The following is a 20,762-nucleotide window of genomic DNA, read 5'->3' as shown; positions in this document are numbered from 1 at the left end:
CTCGGCCAGGATGGGGGAATGGGATTCCACGTCGATTCCGAGACCGGGCGCCTGCGGCGCGTCATCCTGCACCGCCCGGACCTGGAGCTGAAGCGCCTCACCCCGAGCAACAAGGACGCCCTCCTCTTCGACGACGTGCTGTGGGTGCGCCGCGCGCGCCAAGAGCACGACGGGTTCGCCGACGTCCTCGCGGACCGCGGTGTGGAGGTGCACCTCTTCGGCGACCTCCTTCGCGAGACCCTCGAACTGCCCGCCGCCCGCAAGCTCGTCCTTGACCGGGTGTTCGACGAGAAGGAGTACGGCCCGCTCGCCACCGACCACCTCCGTTCCGCGTTCGACGCGATGGACACGCCGCAGCTCGTCCAGGCGCTGGTCGGCGGGGTGACGAAGCGCGAGTACCTGGCGGGCCACGCCGAGCCCACGTCCGTCCGCTTCCACGTCATGGACCTGGACGACTTCCTCCTCCCGCCGCTCCCCAACCACCTCTTCACCCGCGACACGTCCACCTGGATCTACGACGGCGTGTCCATCAATCCGATGCGCTGGCCCGCCCGCCAGCGCGAGACCGTCCACTTCGAGGCGATCTACAAGCACCACCCGCTCTTCACCGGCCCCGAGGCGGGCGCGTTCCACCACTGGTCGGAGGGGCAGGACGACTACCCGTCCACCATCGAGGGCGGCGACGTGCTGGTCCTCGGCAACGGCGCCGTCCTCATCGGCATGAGCGAGCGCACCACCCCGCAGGCCGTCGAGATGCTGGCGCGCGGCCTGTTCGCGGCCGGTTCGGCGCACACGATCGTCGCGCTGGACATGCCGAAGAGCAGGGCGTTCATGCATCTGGACACGGTCATGACGATGGTCGCGCCGGACACGTTCACCAAGTACGCGGGGCTCGGCATGCTCCGCTCGTACACGATCGAACCGGGCGAGGGCGGTCAGGTCCTCAAGGTCACCGACCACGCGCCCGACCACATGCACCAGGCCATAGCGGAGGCGATCGGCCTGCCGTCGATCCGCGTCCTGACGGCCACCCAGGACGTGCACGCGGCGGAGCGGGAGCAGTGGGACGACGGCTGCAACGTCCTCGCCGTCGAGCCGGGCGTCGTCATCGCGTACGAGCGGAACGTCACGACCAACACGCACCTGCGCCGGGAGGGGATCGAGGTGATCGAGATCCCCGGCAGCGAACTGGGCCGGGGCCGCGGCGGCCCGCGCTGCATGAGCTGCCCCATCGAGCGCGACCCCGCCTGACCACGCCTACGGCCCCACAAGCCCTACGGCCCCCGCGGCCCCTACGGGCGCCCGCCCCCAAGACCCCTACGACCCGTACAACGGCCGGCCCGCGATTCACCGGGGCCGACCCCACCCCATCTGTATAAGAATGCTGAACATCGTATAGACTTCCAGCCCCATCCGCCTCGCGTCCCGGCCCCGCGCTCACGCGACGCCTGCCCGCCGACCCCAGGAGCACCCATGGTCCCCGACCTCACCGGCCGCCATTTCCTCAAGGAGCTGGACTTCACCGCCGAGGAGTTCCGCGGCCTCGTGGACCTGGCCGCCCGCCTCAAGGCGGCCAAGAAGGCGGGCGCCGAGGTCCAGGCGCTGCGCGGCAGGAACATCGCGCTGATCTTCGAGAAGACCTCCACCCGCACCCGCTGCGCCTTTGAGGTCGCCGCCGCCGACCAGGGTGCCTCGACCACGTACCTGGACCCGTCGGGCTCGCAGATCGGCCACAAGGAGTCCGTCCGGGACACCGCCCGCGTCCTCGGCCGGATGTTCGACGCCATCGAGTACCGCGGCGACAGCCAGGCCACCGTCGAGGAGCTGGCCCGGTACGCGGGCGTCCCCGTCTACAACGGTCTCACCGACGACTGGCACCCCACGCAGATGCTCGCCGACGTGCTCACGGTCACCGAGCACACCGACAAGCCCCTGGACCGGGTCGCCTTCGCGTACCTCGGCGACGCCCGCTACAACATGGGCAACTCCTACCTCGTCACCGGCGCCCTCCTCGGCATGGACCTCCGCGTCGCGGCCCCGCGCGCGTACTGGCCGGCCGACGACGTGGTGACCCGTGCCCGCAAGCTGGCGGAGGGGAGCGGCGCCCGGATCACGCTCACCGAGGACGTGGCGGAGGGCGTCGCGGGCGCCGACTTCGTGGCCACGGACGTGTGGGTGTCGATGGGGGAGCCCAAGGAGGTCTGGGACGAGCGGATCGCCGCCCTGCGCCCGTACGCGGTGACGATGGACGTGCTGCGCGCCACCGGCAACCCGGCGGTGAGGTTCCTGCACTGTCTGCCCGCCTTCCACGACCTGGGCACGGCCGTCGGCCGCGAGATCCACGAGCGGCACGGCCTGACCGAACTGGAAGTCACCGACGAGGTCTTCGAGTCGGCGCACTCGGTCGTCTTCGACGAGGCCGAGAACCGCCTCCACACGATCAAGGCCCTCATGGTCGCGACCCTGGCGGGTGCGGACCTCCCGCTCTGACGCCGGACCCCGGCCGCCGTTTCGAAGAGACGGCGCAGAGGGGTTGTCAGTGCAATTTCACATTACTATGTTACAGCTCACATTGCAGTGGCATGAACGCCTCAAGCATGTGGGCAACTCGCCGCTGCGGTCAGGACGTTCGCGCCCGGTCCCCGGGTGCGGGCGCACCCCCGTCACCTCCCACACCAGGAGCCGCACCGGTGTTCCAGACCTCCCGTCGTCCCTCCGCCCGTCGGCGCACTCCCTTAAGGGCCGTGCTCCTCGCCGCCGTCGCCGCGACCACCGTCCTCGGCGCCCTCGCGCCCCCTGCCCTGGGGGAACCCCTGAGCCCCGTACGGGCCGCCGCCCATGAAGTCCCCGGCCCCCGAGTCCCCGCCTTCCCGGGGGCCGCCGGGCCCGAGGCCGGCGACCCGCACGACGAGGTACGCCGCCTCGCCAAGGCGCCCCGGCCCGCGAGCCTCACCGCCGACGCGCCCGGCGACCACCGCGCCGGCCCCCGCACCCCCGGCCGGGCGCCCGCCACGGGCCCGGCCACCGACCGCCGCACCACCGACTCCGGAACCGACGCCGACAAGCCCAATCCCGTCCCCACCGCCACGTCCGTCCCCTGCACGCTCGACGCGGTCACCCGCCTCGCGCCCGAACCGTTCGCCGACTTCCTCGCCGACCCGGCCGTCACCGCCGACGGCTGCCTCGGCGGCCTGATCTGGACGTGGGACACGCGCCTCGCGCCCGTCATGGCCGACGCGCACGTCCAGGCGGTCTCCCGGCGGGCCGCCGCTCTCGCGCCCGGCCACGACGGCAACGACTCCGCCAACCTGCTGGCGATGTTCACGTACCTCCACGCCGTCGTCTACCACGACTTCTCCCGCGACGAGATCGACGTCACCGACCCCGCCACCACCGAGGCCATGCGCCGCGCCGTCCACGCCTTCGGCACCGCGCCCCGCACCTTCGACCCCACCCGCACCAACGCCGAAACCCTCCGCGAGGCCCTCTACACCGGCAGCGCCCCGGGCCTGCGCCACTCCCAGCTCGACCTGATACGCAAGGTGCTGGCCACCATGGACCGGTACCACCCCGAGACGTACCCGGACCGCGCCTGGGGCGGCGCCGTCCTCGCCGCGCTGTCCGTCAACTACCTGGGCCTGCACCCCGGCAACGACGACACGGCCTTCCGCGCCCTCGTCGCGCGCAACGACACGTACCGGGCCGCGTTCCGCCGGTTCGCGGGCCACACCCACCTCAAGGGCACGCCCAACGAGTGGACGGTCCGCGACGCCCTCTCCGAGTACGCCCGCTTCGGCGAGATCGCCGCACTGCGCCAGCGGATCGTCACCGACATCGGCGCCCTCCTCACCCCCGTCACCGCCGACTGGGGCCGCGGCAGTGCCCCGTGGGCCAAGCTCGCGAGCTGGCTCAACCACTACGAGGCGTGCGAGCCGTACGGCGTCTGCCGGGCCGACATCGAGCGGCAGCTGTTCCCGCAGACGTACGCGTACGACAAGGGAACCCTCAAGGTCCGCACCGCCCTCGACCGTGCCACCGTGGACCAGCTCTACTACGCGAGCAAGCAGGTCAAGGCGCAGTACCACCGGGTCCTCGGCACCACCGAGCCGCTCGCCGGCGACCCCCACGCCACCCTCACCACCGTGCTGTACGCCTCCCGCGCCGACTACGAGAACTACCACCCGCTGCTCACCGGCATGGGCACGGACAACGGCGGCATCTACATCGAGCGCGGCGCGACCTTCTACACGTACCAGCGGCGCGTCCCCCAGGACTCCCGGCTGACGCTGGAGGAACTGTTCCGCCACGAGTACACGCACTACCTCAACGGCCGGTTCGCCGTGCCCGGCTTCTTCGGCGAGGGTCCCTGGTACCAGGGCGACCGCACCACGGCCATGGACGAGGGCACCGCCGAGTTCTTCGACGGCGCCACCCGCGACGACGGCGTCGCGGTCCGCAAGTCCCTGGTCCAGAGCGTCATCCAGGACACCGCGGGCGGCGGCCCCCGCATGACCGTGGACCGCCTCCTGCACGCCACCTACGCGGGCGACGGCTTCCGCTTCTACGCCTACGCCGGGACGTTCTTCTCGTACCTGTGGACCGAACGCCCCGCCCTGCTGCGGGAGATGTACCGGCACCTGCGCGCCGACGATCCGGCCGCCTTCGACGCCTGGCGCGCCCGGCTGGGCGGCGACCCGGCGATCCAGCGCGGCTACGACGCGTTCCTCGACCGGGAGATCGCCCGCGTGGACGACCTGTTCGTCCCGAACACCTCGTACGTCCCCGACAGCGGGCTCCGCGAGACGACCGCCGAAGCCATACGCGCCACCCTCGCCGCGGCCACCCACGGCGACCCGCGCTGCACCGCCAACGGCGACACGGGCATGCCCCGCTTCACCTGCACGGGCCGTGTCACCGCCCGCCTCGCCGACGCGGGAAGCGCCGACCGGGTGTTCCACGACATGGCCGAGACGGTGGACTACTTCCTGCTCGACCGGGCGGCGCCCGCCTCGCCCAACCTCTCCGACATGAACTGCTCGTTCGGGGAGGTGGAGATCTGGGCCGACCGCACGGCGGGCAGTGCGGACTACCTCTGCGAGGGGCCGCTGCGCCGCTGAACGCCGCCGGGACCGGGGTCTTGTGAGGCGTCAGTGCCATGTGAAATATTATTGACGTGCCCATGAGACGTAACCGAAGCCGTCCCAGCGCGCCCCCCGACACCGCGGCCGTGGACGCCGTGATCGTCGGCGCCGGAGTGGTCGGAGCGGCCTGCGCGTACCACGCGGCCCGCGCCGGCCTCTCCGTCGCCGTCGTCGACCGGGGCCCCGTCGCGGGTGGCACCACCGGAGCGGGCGAGGGCAACCTCCTCGTCTCCGACAAGGAGCCCGGACCCGAGCTCGGTCTCGCACTGCTCTCCACCCGGCTCTGGCGCGAACTCGCCGCGACCCTCCCCCGGGAGGACGCCATCGAGTACGAGCCCAAGGGCGGTCTCGTCATCGCACCCGACGAGACCGCCCTCGCCGCGCTCCGCACCCTCGCCGCCCGCCAACGCGCGGCCGGCGTCACGGCGCACGAGGTCGGCCCCTCACAACTGCACGCTCTGGAGCCGCGGTTGGCGCCCGGCCTCGCCGGGGGCGTGCACTACCCGCAGGACGCGCAGGTCCAGCCCGCCCGCGCCGCGGCCGCCCTGCTGCGCGCCGCGCGCCGCGCCGGAGCCGACGTACGGCTCGGGGAGGAGGTGACCGCCGTCCTGACCGGCCCCGACGGAGCCGTACGGGGCGTGCGCACCCCGCGCGGCGACCTCCACGCCCCCGCCGTCGTCAACGCCGCCGGGACCTGGGGCGGCCAGGTCGCCGCCCTCGCCGGGACGCGGCTGCCCGTCATGCCCCGGCGCGGTTTCGTGCTGGTCACCGAACCGCTGCCGCCCGGGTTCGTCCGCCACAAGGTGTACGCGGCGGACTACGTCGCCGATGTCGCCAGCGGCTCCGCCGACCTCCAGTCGTCACCCGTCGTGGAGGGCACCCCGGCCGGGCCGGTGCTCATCGGGGCGACACGGGAACGCGTCGGGTTCGACCGGACCCTGTCGACGGAGGCCCTGCACCGGCTGGCGGCGCGGGCCGTGGCGCTGTTCCCGGCGCTGGAGCGGGTGCGGGCGGTGCGCGCGTACTGCGGGTTCCGGCCGTACCTGCCCGACCACCTCCCGGCCATCGGCCCGGACCCGCGTGTGCCGGGCCTGCACCACGCGTGCGGGCACGAGGGCGCGGGCATCGGCCTCGCCCCGGCGACGGCCGCGCTGGTCACGGCCTCCCTGACGGGCGCCGAGCCACCCGTACCGGCGGCCCCGTTCCGCCCCGACCGCTTCACCACCTGACCGCCCTGCGAGGCGTCGCCCGCCCCGCCGCACCCCGCGGCCCGTCCGCCCACAGGACTCCCGCGCCCAGCCGTACGGACGGATCGCCCGCCCCGTACCAAGGCCGACCACCCACCTCCGCCCCGCGCCGAAACCGCCCGGACCCCGGCGCGGCCCCGGCCACCAGCTCACCGCCCCGCATCCCAGGCCCGCACCGCCCAGGAGCAGACCATGACCCCCTACCGGTTCACCTTCGACGGCACGCCGCTCACCGCCGTACCCGGGCAGACCCTCGCCGCCGCGCTCTGGGCGGCCGGGATCACGTCCTGGCGAACCACCCGCCACCAGCGCGCCCCGCGCGGCGCGTTCTGCTTCATCGGCACCTGCCACGACTGCCTCGCCACCGTCAACGGCCGCCCCAACCAGCGCGCCTGCCTCCTGCCCGTACGCCCCGGCGACACCGTCACCACCCAGGAGGGCACCGGCCACGAACCCACGAGGCAAGCCACCGGCCGGAACACGATCCAGGAGGGCCCCGGTCATGAACCCGCCCGCTGACCTCGCCGTCGTCGGCGCGGGCCCCGCCGGGCTCGCCGCCGCCGTCACCGCCGCCGACCAGGGCCTGAGCGTCACGCTGCTGGACGCGGGGGAGCGGCCGGGCGGCCAGTTCCACCGCCACGCCGCCGGGGAGGCCCACCCGGACACCCGCCACGGCCGGCGCCACTACGCGCCCCGCGCCCGCCGCCTGGAGGAGCACCGCCGTACCGGCCGCGTCCGCCACCTGCCCGCCCACCATGTGTGGACCGTCGTCCCGCACCCCGGGCCCGGCGGGGCGGCCTGGACGCTGCACGCCGTCGCCGGGCCCGACGAGACACCGGCCACCGTCCACGCGCGTGCCGTGCTGCTGGCGACCGGCGCGTACGAACGCCAACTGCCCTTTCCGGGCTGGACGTTGCCGGGGGTTCTGGGCGCGGGCGGCGCACAGGCCCTGCTGAAGTCCGGGCCGGTCCTGCCGGGCAGGCGCGTCGTCGTCGCGGGCAGCGGGCCCCTGCTGCTGGCCGTCGCGGGTTCGCTCGCCGCCGCAGGGGTGCGCGTACCGGCCGTCGTGGAGGCCGCCGACTACACCGCGTACGCCCGCGCGCTGCCCGTCCTCGTGCGCAACCCGGCGAAGCTCACCGAAGGCGCCCTCCACGGCGGCGCCCTGCTGCGCCACGCGACCCGGCTGCTCACCCGGCACGCCGTCACCGCCGCCCACGGCACCACCCGCGTCGAAGCGGTCACCGTCACCCGGCTCGACCGCGACTGGCGCCCCGTACCGGGCACGTCCCGGCGCGTCCCGTGCGATGTGCTCGCCGTCGGCCACGGCCTCGTACCGCAGCTGGAACTCGCCACCGGCCTCGGCTGCGCCACCCGCCGCACCCCCGACGACACCCCGGCGCTCGTCGTGGACGCCGACCAGGCGACGACCGTGCCGGGCGTGTGGGCGGCGGGGGAGACCGCCGGGGTGGGCGGCGCCGACCTGGCGCTCACCGAGGGCGAGATCGCCGCCGACGCCATCGCCCACGCCCTGTGCGGCACGCCCCGCGACCCGCGCCGCACCGCCGCGCTCACCCGCCGCCGCGCGAGGCTGCGGGCGTTCGCCGACGCGATGGCCGCCGCGCACCGGCCGGGCCCCGGCTGGACGGGCTGGCTGGACGACACGACCGAGGTGTGCCGCTGCGAGGAGGTCACCGCGGGCCGCGTCCGCGAGGCCGTCACCGAGTACGGCGCCCACGACACGCGCACGGTGAAGCTGCTCACCCGCGCCGGAATGGGTTGGTGCCAGGGCCGCATGTGCGGTCAGGCCGTCGCCCGTCTGGCGGGGGAGCCCCCGGCCCCCGACCGGCGCCCGCTCTCCTGCCCCGTACCGCTCGGCCACCTGGCGGCCCTGCACACCGGAACAGGCCCCGCAGACCCCACCGCTCCCACCACCCCCACCGACCTCACCAACGGAGGAACCCCCTGATGACCACCCCGACCCCCACCCCCGACTCCACCCTCACCCAGACCCCCGCGCTCCCTCCCCGCCCCTGGCGCGGCCTCATGGTCGCCACCGCCCTCCCCCTGAGGGACGACCTCTCCGTGGACTTCGACGCGTACGCCGAGCACGTCGCCCGCCTCGTCGCCGACGGCTGCGACGGGGTCGTCCCCAACGGGTCGCTCGGCGAGTACCAGACCCTGACCGACGACGAACGCGCCCGTGTCGTCCGCGTGGCCGTCGAGGCGGCGGGCGACGGCGCCCGCGTCATGCCCGGCGTGTCCGCGTACGGCAGTGCCGAGGCCCGCCGCTGGGCCGACCAGGCCGCCGAAGAGGGCTGCGGCTCGGTGCTCCTGCTGCCGCCCAACGCGTACCGGGCCGACGAGGAAGCGGTAAGGGCCCACTTCGCGGAGGTCGCGGCGGCCGGACTGCCGGTGGTCGCGTACAACAACCCGTACGACACGAGGACCGACCTCACCCCGGCCCTGCTCGCCCGGATGCACGCCGACGGGCACGTCGTCGCCGTCAAGGAGTTCAGCGGCGACGTCCGCCGCGCCTACGAACTCGCCGAACTGGTCCCCGAGCTGGACCTGCTGGTGGGCGCGGACGACGTGCTCCTCGAACTCGCCCTCGCGGGCGCGGTCGGCTGGATCGCCGGTTACCCCAACGCCCTGCCCGGCGCGTGCGCCACCCTCTACCGGGCCGCGCTCGACCACGACCTGGACCTGGCGCTGCCGCTGTACAAGGCCCTGCACCCGCTGCTGCGCTGGGACTCCCGTACCGAGTTCGTGCAGGCCATCAAGTTGTCCATGGACCTCGCGGGGCGCCACGGAGGCCCCACCCGCCCGCCGCGCTCCCCGCTGGCCGCGGACCAGGCCGCGGCCGTACGCGCCGCCACCGAGAAGGCCCTGGCGGAGGGCCTGGACTGACTTCCGCCACCCGATCCGACCGAATCGACCGACTCCGCCGACTCCGCCGACTCCGCCGACTCCACCGTCTCCATCGACTGCCGGAGGTCCCCGATGCGTACCCGCCACGTCTACCACGCCGTCGATTCGCACACCGAGGGCATGCCGACCCGCGTCATCACCGGCGGCGTCGGCGTCCTGCCCGGCACCACCATGGCCGAGCGCCGCCGCCACCTCGTCGAGGAACTCGACCACGTCCGCACCCTGCTGATGTACGAGCCGCGCGGCCACTCCGCGATGAGCGGCGCCATCCTCCAGCCGCCCACCCGCCCCGACGCCGACTACGGGGTGCTGTTCATCGAGGTGTCCGGTGCCCTGCCGATGTGCGGGCACGGCACGATCGGCGTCGCCACCGTCCTCGTGGAGACCGGCATGGTGGCCGTCACCGAACCGGTCACCACCGTCCGCCTCGACACGCCCGCCGGTCTCGTCTCCGTGGACGTACGGGTGGAGGGCGGCGCGGCGAAGTCCGTCACGCTCACCAACGTGCCCGCGTTCAGCGTCGCCCTGGACCGCGAGGTGAAGGTGCCCGGCTTCGGCACGGTCCGCTACGACCTGGCGTACGGCGGGAACTTCTACGCGTTCGTCCCGCTCGACGCGCTGGGCCTGCCCTTCGACCGGGCCCGCAAGGACGACCTGCTGGCCGCCGGGCTCGCCGTGATGGACGCCGTCAACGCCGCCGACCGGCCGGTCCACCCGGAGAACCCGCAGATCACGGGGCTCAAGCACGTCTACCTGGCCGCGCCCGGCTCCGACGCCGCACGGTCCCGGCACGCGATGGCGATCCACCCCGGCTGGTTCGACCGCTCTCCGTGCGGCACGGGCACGTCCGCGCGGATGGCACAGCTCCACGCGCGCGGGGAGCTGCCGCTGGGCCGGGAGTTCGTCAACGAGTCGTTCATCGGCACCCGGTTCACCGGGCGGCTCGTGGGCGAGACGACGGTCGGGGGCCTGCCCGCCGTCGTCCCGGCGGTCACGGGACGGGCCTGGATCACGGGCACGGCCCAGTACTTCCTGGACCCGGACGACCCGTTCCCGGCGGGTTTCCTACTCTGAGGTGCCCGCGATGTGAACCGACGCACCACAGCAGCCCCGGAGGTAGGCCATGGGTGGCCATCTGAAGCAGCCCAACCTGATCACCGCGCAGGAGCGCCTGCGCGACCAGGTCGCCCACGCCCTGCGCGCCGCGCTGATCTCCGGGGAACTCCAGCCGGGCCGGGTCTACTCGGCCCCGGCGCTCGCCGCGGACTTCGGCATCTCCGCCACGCCGGTGCGGGAGGCGATGCTCGACCTGGCGCGCGAGGGTCTGGTCGAACCCGTACGGAACAAGGGCTTCCGGGTCACGGAGGTCAGCGAACGGGACCTCGACCAGTATTCGGAGCTGCGCGCCCTGATCGAGGTGCCCACGGTCGGCGCGGTCACCCGCTCGGCGACGCGGCAGCAGCTGGAGGCGCTGCGGCCCGTCGCCGAGGAGATCGTCGTGTCGGCCCGCGACCACGACCTGATCGGCTACCTCGACGCGGACCGCCGCTTCCACCTGGCGCTGCTCGCCCTGCACGGCAACGACCGGCTCGTGGAGACCGTCGGCGAACTGCGCAAACGGTCCCGCCTGTACGGCCTGACGGCACTGGACGAGCGCGGCCTGCTCGTCGCGTCCGCCGCCGAACACCTGGAGCTGCTCGACCTGATGCTGGCGGGCGACGCGGCGGCGGCCGAGGCGTGCATGAGCCGCCACCTGGGCCACGTACGGTCCCTGTGGGCGGCGGAGGACCACTGACGGGGACCGGTCATCGCGTACCGCCGCCCGACATCAGCCAGAAGGACATGTCGGTCGCGGACCACACGCGGGCCTCGGCGAGGATGCCCGACTGGGCGTCGGTGCTGACGGACCGTACGGTGAGCACGGCAGTACGGCCTTCAAGGGTGCGCACGCACACCACGCTGCCCTGGCGTACGACGACCTCGGCGACGCCCTGGGTGGCGACGAGTTCCTCGCACTGCGCGCGCGTCGGGGCGTCGGGCCGTTCCCACAGCGCCAGGTTCTCGATGTGGACACCGCCGATCCCGCTGCCCTGGAGGACTGCGGGATCGACCTCCGCGAGCCAGACGTCCCGCGTGTACGGACTCTTCACCGGCGGCTCCTGGTCGAGCTGCGGACCGCTCACACCGCTGATGCGCAGGGTGCCCGACCACCGCACCCGTTCGCCCGCGCCCCCGGCGTCGGACGGTGCGGCCCCGTCGGCGGTGTCGGGCGGTGCGGCCCCGTCGGCGGCGGTCGGGCCGACGGCGCCGGAGGTCGGCGCGGCACGCCCGGCGGCGGAGCCGGTACCACCCGGGGGCGGGCTGCCACGGCCCGCGGCGGGCCCGGACGCCACCGCCGCGCCGCGCCTGTCGTCCGTCTCCCCGCCCCCGGGTCCGTCGTCGAACCACAGGGCGAGGAACGCCCCGGCCGCGGCGGCGAGGACGACCGAGGCGGCGCCGAGGGCGACGGGCCACGTCCCGCGGGGCGGGGACTGGTTGTAGATGTTCTGGACGCCGCCGTGCCCCTGTACGACGGCGGGCTCGGCGAAGGTGTTGTGCGACACCCCGCCGGGGCCCTGCCCAGGAGGTGGCAGAGTCATTCCCGGGGCCCGAGCGTGACGTTCTGCGTACCGCCGTGGCCCTGGACGAAGGCGGGCCCGTGGAAGACGTTGCCGTGCACGCCGCCGCCCGTACCGCGCTCCTCGGCCGGGGGCCGGTACTGGTCGAACACGCCCTGCAGCGCGTCGATCAGGGCCTGCCGCTCGTCCTCGGGGAGGCTCTCCAGCAGCGTGGCGAGGCGGGTGCCCCACACGGCCTCCTGCCGGGCGCGCTCGACCTCGGCCCGCTCGGGTTCGGCGGCGTCGAGCGCGGCGGCGGTCCGGTCCAGCCACTCCAGCTCCACCGTCTCCCGCTCGGGGCGCCCCCGGCCCAGTACCCGCGCGACACCGCCCCGCAGCCCGTCCCACGCCTGCGTGCCGGCGGCCTGCACCACAGCCGTCCCCAGTGCGGCGGCCACGACGGTCAACGACTCACCAAGCATCCTGAACCCCCCTCAGAAACATGCCGGTTGCGGGCATCGTACGACCCGAGCACCCCGGGAAGCACGGCTTCGGAAGATCCCGCGCGACGAGCGGGATACCGTGATGCGAAAGAAAACTTCCACAAGAGCCGCGGAGGCCGGAGAAGGGAGACAGGGCAGAGTGCGAGACCCGGAAGCCCTGGCGCGCATGAAGGCATCGGCGAACCGATTCATCACCACGGTCCGGTCCTTGACGGACGAGGAGGCGCGGGGGACGACCCTGATCCCGCCGTGGACCCGGGGACATGTCGTCACCCACGTCGCCCGCGCCACGGACAGCCTGTGCCGACTGCTCCGCTCGGCCCGTACGGGGCTGGAGACACCGCAGTACGCGAGCATGGAGGCGCGGGCGGCGGAGATCGAGGCGGGCGCGCACCGCCCGGTCGAGGCGCTGGTGGCCGACGTCCTCGACGCGGAGGCCCGCTTCGACCGGGAGATTCGCGCCCTGCCGCCCGAGGCCTGGCGGAAGGAGGTGCGCATGCGCACGGGCGAGCACCGCACACCGGCCGGCCTGATCCTCACCCGCATCCGTGAACTGGAGGTCCACCACGCGGACCTGGCGGCCGGGTACACCTTCGCCCACATCCCGGAGGTCACGGCGCGCTGGATCATCGACGACATCGTGGCGGCCCTGCACCGCCGCACCGACGTACACCCCCTGACCATCAAGTCCACGGACACGGCCCTCACCCACACGCTGTCCCCGGCCACGAACGAAGGCCCCACGGTCAGCGGCCCCCAGGCAGCCCTCCTGGCCTGGCTGTCAGGCCGCGCGACCCCCACCTCCCTGACCGCCACCCCCGACAACGTCCCCCCACCCCCCACCTGGATCTGACCCCGTACCCGGCCCCGGCCCGTGGTCAGCTCAAGCGCTTCGCCGCGGGGGAGCCGCCGTCCTCGCCGTCCTTCCGGGACTGCTCAGGGACCTCGCGGTCGTCGTGCGGACCGCGCGCACGTCGGCGAAGTACGCCGCGCGGCCGACGCCGTACGAGCCGCCCTGTCCCCGGCCGTTTCGTGGACCGATGTGGAACAGGTCCACGACCTGCATCGCCGTGTGCTGATCGTCCCGGCCCAGCCGACCCGTTGGGCCGGCGCCTCTCCGCGCTGGAGTCCCTCGGACTCGTCGATCTGCAGTCCCGTGCCGGCCATGCGCACCTCCCGACTTCCCGAGTGAGCGTCCGGGTGCGCCACGGCCTGACGGGTGGGGCCGCCCGGGCCCCGGCCGCTCACCGCGGCGTCCGGCGTCCGGACCCGTTGGCCTGCGGGCCGAAGTCCCGAGGAGAGGCCTTGGTTGACGAGCCCAGGCGTCCAGTGGGCCGTCGAGTGACGTCGGCACAGCTCCGGACAGCCCAGTGGAGTGAACCCCCGTGACGACCGGAGCCGAAGCGGCAAACCACCTGACCGCCCGTCTGACTCCATCGGGTGAATCACGCCCGGCAACCGACGTTGCCGCACATCCCGGCCAGTTACCCCATTCGAGTACAGCGGTGATCGGAAGTGAGGAGCAGGCCGTGAGCAGCGCGACCATCATGCTGGCGTCGCAGGACATGAACGAGGGCGGCGGGACTGCAGGCGAGCAGCTGCAGCGCATCGGCAAGGAGCTCCAGGCCATGGGTCTGCACGTGCGGTGGGCGTCCGATGCGCGCGACGCGCAGGCCGTGCTCCGCACGGAGGCAGGGCTCGCCGGGGCTCTGGTGGCGTGGGACCTGGCCCCGCGGGCCGCCCCCGGCAGCGCGGAAGGCGGCGGGGCGGAGGTCCTGGCGGCGATCGGGCGGCGGTTCAGCAATCTGCCCGTGTTCCTGCTCATGTCGCAGGACGTGGACGGGGACTTCGAGCAGCTGCCGCTGTGGGTCGCGGAGGTGGTGAGCGGGTACGTCTGGCCCCTGGAGGACACCCCCGCCTTCATCGCCGGACGGGTGGCCGCAGCCGCGCGCGCGTACCAGGACGGTGTACTGCCGCCGTTCTTCAAGGCACTGCGCCGCTTCGACAACGCCCACCAGTACTCCTGGCACACCCCGGCGCACGCCGGCGGTGTCGCGTTCCTGAAGTCCGCGGCGGGACGCGCCTTCTTCGACTACTACGGCGAGCGGCTGTTCCGTACGGACCTGTCGATCTCGGTCGGAGAACTGGGTTCGCTGTTCGAGCACAACGGCCCGATCGGCGAAGCCGAGCGCAACGCCGCACGGGTCTTCGGTGCCGACCGCACCTACTTCGTCCTGCACGGCGACTCCACCGCCGACCGCATGGTCGGCCACTTCAGCGTCATGCGCGACGAGATCGCCCTGGTCGACCGCAACTGCCACAAGTCCGTCCTGCACGGACTGGTGATCTCCGGCGCACGCCCCGTCTACCTGGTCCCGACCCGCAACGGCTATGGGCTCGCCGGCCCGCTGCCCCCCGCCCGCACCGGCGCGGACGCGGTGCGCGCGCAGATCGCCGACCATCCCCTGGCCGCCGGCGCCCTCGCAGCCGAGGCGCAGTACGCGGTGCTCACCAACTCCACCTACGACGGGCTGTGCTACGACACGCTCCAGGTCGCGCGGACGCTGGCCCCCAGCACGCCGCGGCTGCACTTCGACGAGGCATGGTTCGCCTACGCCCGCTTCCATCCCCTCTACGCGGGCCGGTACGGGATGGCCGTCGGCCCCGACACCTTCGACGGCCCGGCACGGCCCACGGTCTTCGCCACCCAGTCCACGCACAAACTGCTCGCCGCGCTGTCCCAGACGGCGATGGTGCACGTCAAACCCTCGCCGCGTGCGCCGGTCGAGCACGACCGGTTCAACGAGGCGTTCATGATGCACGGCACGACCTCGCCGCTGTATCCCGCGATCGCCTCGCTGGACGTCGCCACCGCCATGATGGACGGCCCCCAGGGGCGGGCGCTCCTCGACGAGGCGATCACCGAGGCCATCCGCTTCCGCCGCGCCGTCGTGCGCACCGCCCGCCGCATCGCCGCCGCGGGCGACCGGCCGGGCTGGTTCTTCGGCGTATGGCAGCCCGACACCGTCACCGACCCGGCGACCGGCGAACGCGTGGACTTCGCCGACGCGCCGCCCGCCTTGCTCGCCCAGGACCCGAGCTGCTGGCAGCTGGAGCCCGGCGCCGACTGGCACGGCTTCGACGGCATGACCGAGGGCTACTGCATGCTCGACCCGGTCAAGGTGACCCTCACCTGCCCAGGCGTCACCGCCGGCGGAGAAACCAGCGACTGGGGCATCCCGGCGCGTGTCCTGACCGCCTACCTCGCCACCCGCGGCATCGTCGTGGAGAAGACCGACAGCTACAGCACGCTCATCCTCTTCTCCATGGGCATCACCAAGGGCAAGTGGGGCACCTTGATGGACGCCCTGACGGACTTCAAGGCCCTGTACGACGACGACACCCCGCTCGAGCAGGTTCTGCCCGCCCTCGTGAACGCACATCCGCACCGCTACGCCGGCCTCACCCTGCGGCAGCTGTGCCAGGACATGCACGAACACCTCACCGAAGCCGCGCTGATCGACGCCCTCGACACGGCCTTCCGGGAGCTCCCCAGGCCCGTCGTACCGCCGCAGCACTGCTACCAGCAGCTGATCCGCGGCGGCACCGAGCGCCTGCCCCTGGCCAAGGCGGCCGGCCGCACCGCCGCCGCCATGGTCACCGTCACCCCGCCCGGCATCCCCGTCCTGATGCCCGGAGAAGCCATCGGCGCCGCCGACGGGCCCCTGCTGCGCTACCTCGGCGCCCTCGAAGCCTTCGACCGCGCCTTTCCCGGCTTCCACAGCGAGACCCACGGCGTCACCCTCGACCCCGCCACCGGCGACTACCTCATCGAATGCGTCCTTCCACAACCGCAGGACGCCCGCCCGTGAGCGCTGTGACGACACCGGCTCCGTCATCGCGCGAACCGCGGGTCCGCCACCGCGCGTGACGGCACTTCTCCGACCGCCCCGACCGGTCGAAGAGCGACCGGCGGCCATCAAGAAAGGGCAAGGTTTGTCCCCCCAGGAATTCATCACAGCGAAGATCCACACCGGCTTCGGACACCTCGACCGGGACGGTGACGGCGCACTCACCGAAGCCGACCACCACCTGATGGGCCGCAGTGTCGCCCGGGGACTCGGCTACCCGGAGGACTCCCCGGAGGAACGGGCCGTCATCGACGCGTACCTGCGCATCTGGCACGAGGTGCACGTTCCGATGGACACCGACGGAGACGGCAGGATCAGTCGCGAGGAGTTCGTCGCCTCCACCTCGGCGCTGGCCGGCGACGCCGAACGGGCCGATGCCGCCCTGGGCGGACTCGCCGACAGGATCGTCGACATCGCCGACCGCGACGGAGACGACCGCATCCGCGTCGACGAGTACACCGCCTTCATCCGCGGCCAGGCTCCCGGCCTGAGCGAGACGGAGGTCCACGAGGCGTTCCGCCACCTAGACCTCGACGGGGACGGCACCCTGACACGGGCCGAACTCCGCAGGGCCGTCATCGACTACTTCACCAGCGCCGACTTGGACGCGCCCGGCAACTGGTACTTCGGCACACCGGCCCACCGGATGTGACCCCGTCACCCAAGCGGCAGGTCGATGCTGCACGGGACATCCGCGTGGGCCCGAGGCCACGTACCCGGTCATCCACGCCGCCGCACCCCTCCCTGCGCCGCTGAGCAGCAGGCCAGGCGGGGTGCGGCGGCGCGCCGTCACATCAGATGTCGCGGAAGAGACCAGGCAACGCCGTGACCTGCGACGCCTGGCCGCCGCAGAGCGTTGATCTGCGTGAATGTCCTTCCGGCTGTTGCGTTTCGTACTGGCTGATGCAGCCGAAAGTCGCAGGGAACTCCCAGGGAACTCCCGGTAGGTGATCCCCACCATCGAGGCGTCCCGGATGGAGCTGGTGAGGTTGCGATCTTCGGTCGCCCCGGAGGACGACCGCCACGGTGACGGGATGCAGCGGGACGCCGCGAGTGCGTGTCCTTGTTGGTGTGCTGCCTGATCTAGTGGGGTGTTTCCGCAGCGAAGATTTCGGCGCGGGCGGTGGCCTGGCCGGGCCAGCTGCGAGTGTCGGTCTCCTCCTTCAGGGCCGCGGAGAAGGACTCGGCGGCGGCGTTGTCGAAACGGGACCCTGTTCTTCTCATGCTCTGCCGCAGTCCCAACCTGCGCATTTCGTCCACGTGGTGCGGAACGATCAACATCCGACCGGGTCCCGGCGTCGAAACCAAAGGCACCGATGGCGACGGCGGGGCCGTGAGCGCCCGCCGGAAACGGACTTCACTGCCGGAGAGTGCGAGGCAACCGTCGTCCGGAAAGCCGATTCCGGCCAACCGCCACCACGCCAGACGACCACCTGTTAACGATCACGCTCCCGACCAGCCCGAGCATCCCACCGGCCGCCCACACCATCCCCTGACCTGCAAAATCATGGGTAAAAACTGAGCGTCACATTTCTGACCGCCCACTACCTGAAAGACCTCGGAGGGCGCCGACTACCGCGTCGGAACTCAGCCATTTCCACGATACGAACCGTCCTGCCCACCGCTCGGTTGACAATCGACGCCATCATCAGACTCCAAGTGAAAGAGCGAGGTTGGTGGCAGCTCCCCCACTTCCGCCCCCGTCGCCACATACTCACAGCGAGTGAGCACCGTGCCGAGATGACCGAACAATTCCGTATCTGGAAGACCGTCACCGCCATGCCCGTCACAGGCTGACCGCGGAACCCGGAACTACACCCGAACCCCACCAGCAAGCCCCAACTCCCCTAGCGCACACGCATCTTGACAGCTCAAGATGACACCGTGGCATCATTCCTATGCCGACCTCAGGACGTGAGGTCGTATGCGCTTCTGTAGTCGAGGTCGTACGCCGACACCTATCCGGCAAGGTGGACGACGACTGAACACGTTCCTTCTGCACGCCTTCCAGGAGGGAGGCGGTCGCACTGCTGACGCCCCACCAGGGCGGGGGATGACCGGAGGCCATGGGTAGCACTCTGACAAACCGCAGCGAGCGACTTGTCGAAGTCCTGAAGCGCTTGACTTCGAAATCGATCGAGGACTACTACAACCCCTACCAGCTCTTCGAATGGCCGGACAGCCTGCCGGAGGACATGTGGTGGATGAGCCCGGAACTCACCACCACCCACGGGACCGAAGTGGCGGAGCGTCTCTCGCCGGAGCAGCTCTACAGGCTGTCGCGCTATGAGAGCATCAATTTCTACAGCCTTAATGTGCACGGCATCCGCGAACTCCTCATCGAGGTGACCAAGCGGATCCACACGCCCGGGTTCGAGACGCCCTCCGAGTTCTTCCACCACTTCATCGGCGAAGAGAACGAGCACATGTGGTTCTTCGCCGAGTTCTGTCTGCGTTACGGCGGCAAGATGTACCGGCAACCTCCCGGGAACGTCACGGAGTCCACCCGTTCGGATGTCGAGAGTCTGCTGGTCTTCGCACGGATCCTGATCTTCGAGGAGCTGGTCGACCACTTCAACTCCAAGATGGCGCTCGACAGCCGGTTGGACACCACGATCCGGGCCATCAACCGCATCCACCACCAGGACGAGTCCCGGCACATCGCCTTCGGTCGCGAACTCGTGTCGATGCTGTTCGAGGACGTCGCGAAGACCTCGACCGCCGACGAGCTCACCGCGATATCCGCTTATGTCAGGCGCTTCATGACGTACAGCTTCGAGTCCCTCTACCACCCGCACGTCTACCGCGACGCCGGCCTTGAGAACCCCCATCAGGTGCGCCGCACCCTCCTCGACTCGCCGGCCCGAGTCGAGTTGGAGCGGAACGTGTTCCGCAAGACGTCGAAGTTCCTTGAGAAGACGGGGATCATCTGATGGCGCCGACTGCGCGCGAGGGTCAGGACCTGACCGACGCCCTGGTCATCCTGGATCCCGAGCGGACCGATCTGGTCAGGGAACTCGACGACATCTTCACCGGATGGGGCAGAGCCGCCGGGGCCCGCGAGATCATCCCGCCGCCCATCTACCCGGTGTCCGACCTGGAGAAGTTCGACGTGTACACGAACTTCCCGCATCTGAACCTGGTCGCGGCGGCCCTCGACCTGGAGGGCGGCCACGGCAAGCCGTCCGACGGCCGGTTCGCCGGCGCCGGCCTGCTCGACGCCCGGCTCGGGCTGCCGCACGCGACCTGCTACGGCGCCTACCTCTTCCACGAGCGCCGCCAGCTGGCCGGCGACACCCTTGTGACACTGGTCAACCGGTGCTTCAGGAACGAGGCCAGTTACGGCGGACTGAACCGGCTGATGAGTTTCCAGATGCGGGAGATCGTCGCGCTCGGCAGCTTCGATCACACCCAGCAGGTGCTGGCGGAGTTCACCGACCGCATCCTGCGTTTCGCCGAGGCCCTCGGCCTGCCGCTGACCAAGACGGCGGCGACGGACCCGTTTTTTGAGGAAGGCGGCGCCCGTGCCCTGTTGCAGCGGCTCAGTCCGGTGAAGTTCGAGCTCCAGTACGGCGATTTGGCCATCGCGTCGGTCAACACCCACCGGAACTTCTTCGGCGAACGCTGCGATATCACGCTGCCCGGCAGCGGTGAGCACGCCTACACCAGCTGTGTTGCCTTCGGTCTCGAACGCTGGCTCTCCGTGCTGGAGGATTCACACGACGGGGATCCCCAGCGCGCACTGGAGCACGTACGCACGGTCGCCGCCACGGGCTTCTGAGGTGGCGATCAGCCGTCTCGGCATCGATCTGGTCCCCTTCAGCCGTGTTGAGCAGATGCTCGCCGACAATCCGGAAGTTCTCACCCGCCGGATGCTCACCCCGCGGGAGATTCCGCTGTGCTTTCCCGGGGGCGTACCGGACGTACCGGGAATCGCCGGGCGGCTGGCAGCCAAGGAGGCGGTTTTCAAACTGTTCCACACCTCCAGCGGCCCGCTGCCCTGGCGGGATATCGATATCGGCAAGGAGCCGGGCGGCCGTCCTGTGGTGCGGCTGGGCGGGAGAGCCGGTGAACTCGCGCGGCAGGCCGGTATCGGGCACATCGAGATCAGCATCGCGCACGACGAACCGTGCGCCATCGCAGTCGCCGGTGCGGTCTGCGCTGAGCCAACGGACGAGAGGACTGATCATGAGCAGCAGTGGAATCGAGGCGGTTCGGGCTTGGATCCTGGCCCGGAATCCGGGTCGTGACCATGTGGGCAGCGACGAGAACATCCTGGAAAGCCGACTGGTGGACTCGCTGTCCTTCGTCGATCTCGTCTACACCATCGAGGCGGCGGCCGACGTGGAGATCGATCTCGACACCATCAGAATCAGTGACTTCGAAACGATATCCACGATCGAGAAGACGTTCTTCAGTGGAAGCAGCTGACCGA

At 71.8% G+C, this 20,762-nt stretch carries 18 protein-coding genes; 16 read left to right on the top strand and 2 right to left on the bottom strand.

Annotated elements, in window-relative coordinates; genetic code table 11:
- The first annotated feature begins 18 nt into the window (after positions 1-18).
- The 9 genes from J116_RS04795 to J116_RS04755 all read left to right on the top strand — a co-directional run bounded on the left by J116_RS04795 (position 19) and on the right by J116_RS04755 (position 11,111).
- Positions 19-1,251: an arginine deiminase gene (locus J116_RS04795; RefSeq protein WP_023590485.1), complete on the top strand. Its 1,233-nt coding sequence runs from the start codon at positions 19-21 to the stop codon at positions 1,249-1,251.
- A 222-nt stretch (positions 1,252-1,473) separates the two neighbouring features.
- Complete coding sequence (argF, locus tag J116_RS04790; protein WP_023590486.1) at positions 1,474-2,490, top strand: ornithine carbamoyltransferase; 1,017 nt, start codon at positions 1,474-1,476, stop codon at positions 2,488-2,490.
- Between the two features lie 254 nt (positions 2,491-2,744).
- On the top strand, positions 2,745-5,117 hold the full coding sequence (locus J116_RS04785; protein WP_023590487.1) for a collagenase: 2,373 nt from the start codon (positions 2,745-2,747) through the stop codon (positions 5,115-5,117).
- Between the two features lie 62 nt (positions 5,118-5,179).
- Positions 5,180-6,370 carry an NAD(P)/FAD-dependent oxidoreductase gene (locus J116_RS04780; protein WP_051203962.1) on the top strand — a complete coding sequence of 397 codons (1,191 nt, stop codon included), beginning with the start codon at positions 5,180-5,182 and terminating at the stop codon, positions 6,368-6,370.
- Positions 6,371-6,580: 210 nt separating this feature from the next.
- Entirely contained in the window at positions 6,581-6,907 is a 327-nt protein-coding gene (locus J116_RS04775; RefSeq protein WP_023590489.1) for a (2Fe-2S)-binding protein, read from the top strand.
- Positions 6,891-8,354: an FAD-dependent oxidoreductase gene (locus tag J116_RS04770; RefSeq protein WP_023590490.1), complete on the top strand. Its 1,464-nt coding sequence runs from the start codon at positions 6,891-6,893 to the stop codon at positions 8,352-8,354. The genes J116_RS04775 and J116_RS04770 overlap by 17 nt, the downstream gene beginning before the upstream one ends.
- Positions 8,354-9,295: a dihydrodipicolinate synthase family protein gene (locus J116_RS04765; RefSeq protein ID WP_023590491.1), complete on the top strand. Its 942-nt coding sequence runs from the start codon at positions 8,354-8,356 to the stop codon at positions 9,293-9,295. The genes J116_RS04770 and J116_RS04765 overlap by 1 nt, the downstream gene beginning before the upstream one ends.
- A gap of 93 nt (positions 9,296-9,388) precedes the next feature.
- Entirely contained in the window at positions 9,389-10,390 is a 1,002-nt protein-coding gene (locus J116_RS04760; protein WP_023590492.1) for a proline racemase family protein, read from the top strand.
- 49 nt (positions 10,391-10,439) lie between these two features.
- On the top strand, positions 10,440-11,111 hold the full coding sequence (locus tag J116_RS04755; protein WP_023590493.1) for a GntR family transcriptional regulator: 672 nt from the start codon (positions 10,440-10,442) through the stop codon (positions 11,109-11,111).
- A 10-nt stretch (positions 11,112-11,121) separates the two neighbouring features.
- On the opposite strand, the gene J116_RS04750 is transcribed toward J116_RS04755, so the two are convergent.
- Complete coding sequence (locus J116_RS04750; protein ID WP_139140460.1) at positions 11,122-11,955, bottom strand: hypothetical protein; 834 nt, start codon at positions 11,953-11,955, stop codon at positions 11,122-11,124.
- A complete protein-coding gene (locus J116_RS04745; RefSeq protein ID WP_139140459.1) occupies positions 11,952-12,395 on the bottom strand; it encodes a hypothetical protein in 444 nt (147 codons plus the stop codon). The genes J116_RS04750 and J116_RS04745 overlap by 4 nt, the downstream gene beginning before the upstream one ends.
- Before the next feature lie 103 nt (positions 12,396-12,498).
- Between J116_RS04745 and J116_RS04740 the strand changes: the two genes are divergently transcribed.
- From J116_RS04740 to J116_RS04705, 7 genes are all read left to right on the top strand, one after another.
- Positions 12,499-13,269 carry a maleylpyruvate isomerase family mycothiol-dependent enzyme gene (locus J116_RS04740; protein WP_079147659.1) on the top strand — a complete coding sequence of 257 codons (771 nt, stop codon included), beginning with the start codon at positions 12,499-12,501 and terminating at the stop codon, positions 13,267-13,269.
- A 676-nt stretch (positions 13,270-13,945) separates the two neighbouring features.
- Positions 13,946-16,288, top strand: coding sequence for an Orn/Lys/Arg family decarboxylase (locus J116_RS04735; protein WP_023590496.1), 2,343 nt, complete (start codon positions 13,946-13,948; stop codon positions 16,286-16,288).
- 124 nt (positions 16,289-16,412) lie between these two features.
- Entirely contained in the window at positions 16,413-16,979 is a 567-nt protein-coding gene (locus J116_RS04730; RefSeq protein WP_023590497.1) for an EF-hand domain-containing protein, read from the top strand.
- A 1,414-nt stretch (positions 16,980-18,393) separates the two neighbouring features.
- Complete coding sequence (locus tag J116_RS04720) at positions 18,394-19,260, top strand: diiron oxygenase (protein WP_023590499.1); 867 nt, start codon at positions 18,394-18,396, stop codon at positions 19,258-19,260.
- Positions 19,260-20,108, top strand: a complete 849-nt coding sequence (locus J116_RS04715; protein ID WP_023590500.1) for a class-II aminoacyl-tRNA synthetase family protein — start codon at positions 19,260-19,262, stop codon at positions 20,106-20,108. Before J116_RS04720 ends, J116_RS04715 begins: the two co-directional genes overlap by 1 nt.
- A gap of 1 nt (position 20,109) precedes the next feature.
- Complete coding sequence (locus tag J116_RS04710) at positions 20,110-20,577, top strand: holo-ACP synthase (RefSeq protein WP_023590501.1); 468 nt, start codon at positions 20,110-20,112, stop codon at positions 20,575-20,577.
- Positions 20,578-20,581: 4 nt separating this feature from the next.
- Positions 20,582-20,758, top strand: a complete 177-nt coding sequence (locus J116_RS04705; protein ID WP_235617307.1) for an acyl carrier protein — start codon at positions 20,582-20,584, stop codon at positions 20,756-20,758.
- The last annotated feature ends 4 nt before the right edge of the window (positions 20,759-20,762 follow it).

This window comes from Streptomyces thermolilacinus SPC6 (genome assembly GCF_000478605.2).
In the GTDB taxonomy this organism is placed as follows: Bacteria; Actinomycetota; Actinomycetes; order Streptomycetales; family Streptomycetaceae; genus Streptomyces; species Streptomyces thermolilacinus.
This window is presented reverse-complemented; position numbering and strand designations above follow the sequence as displayed.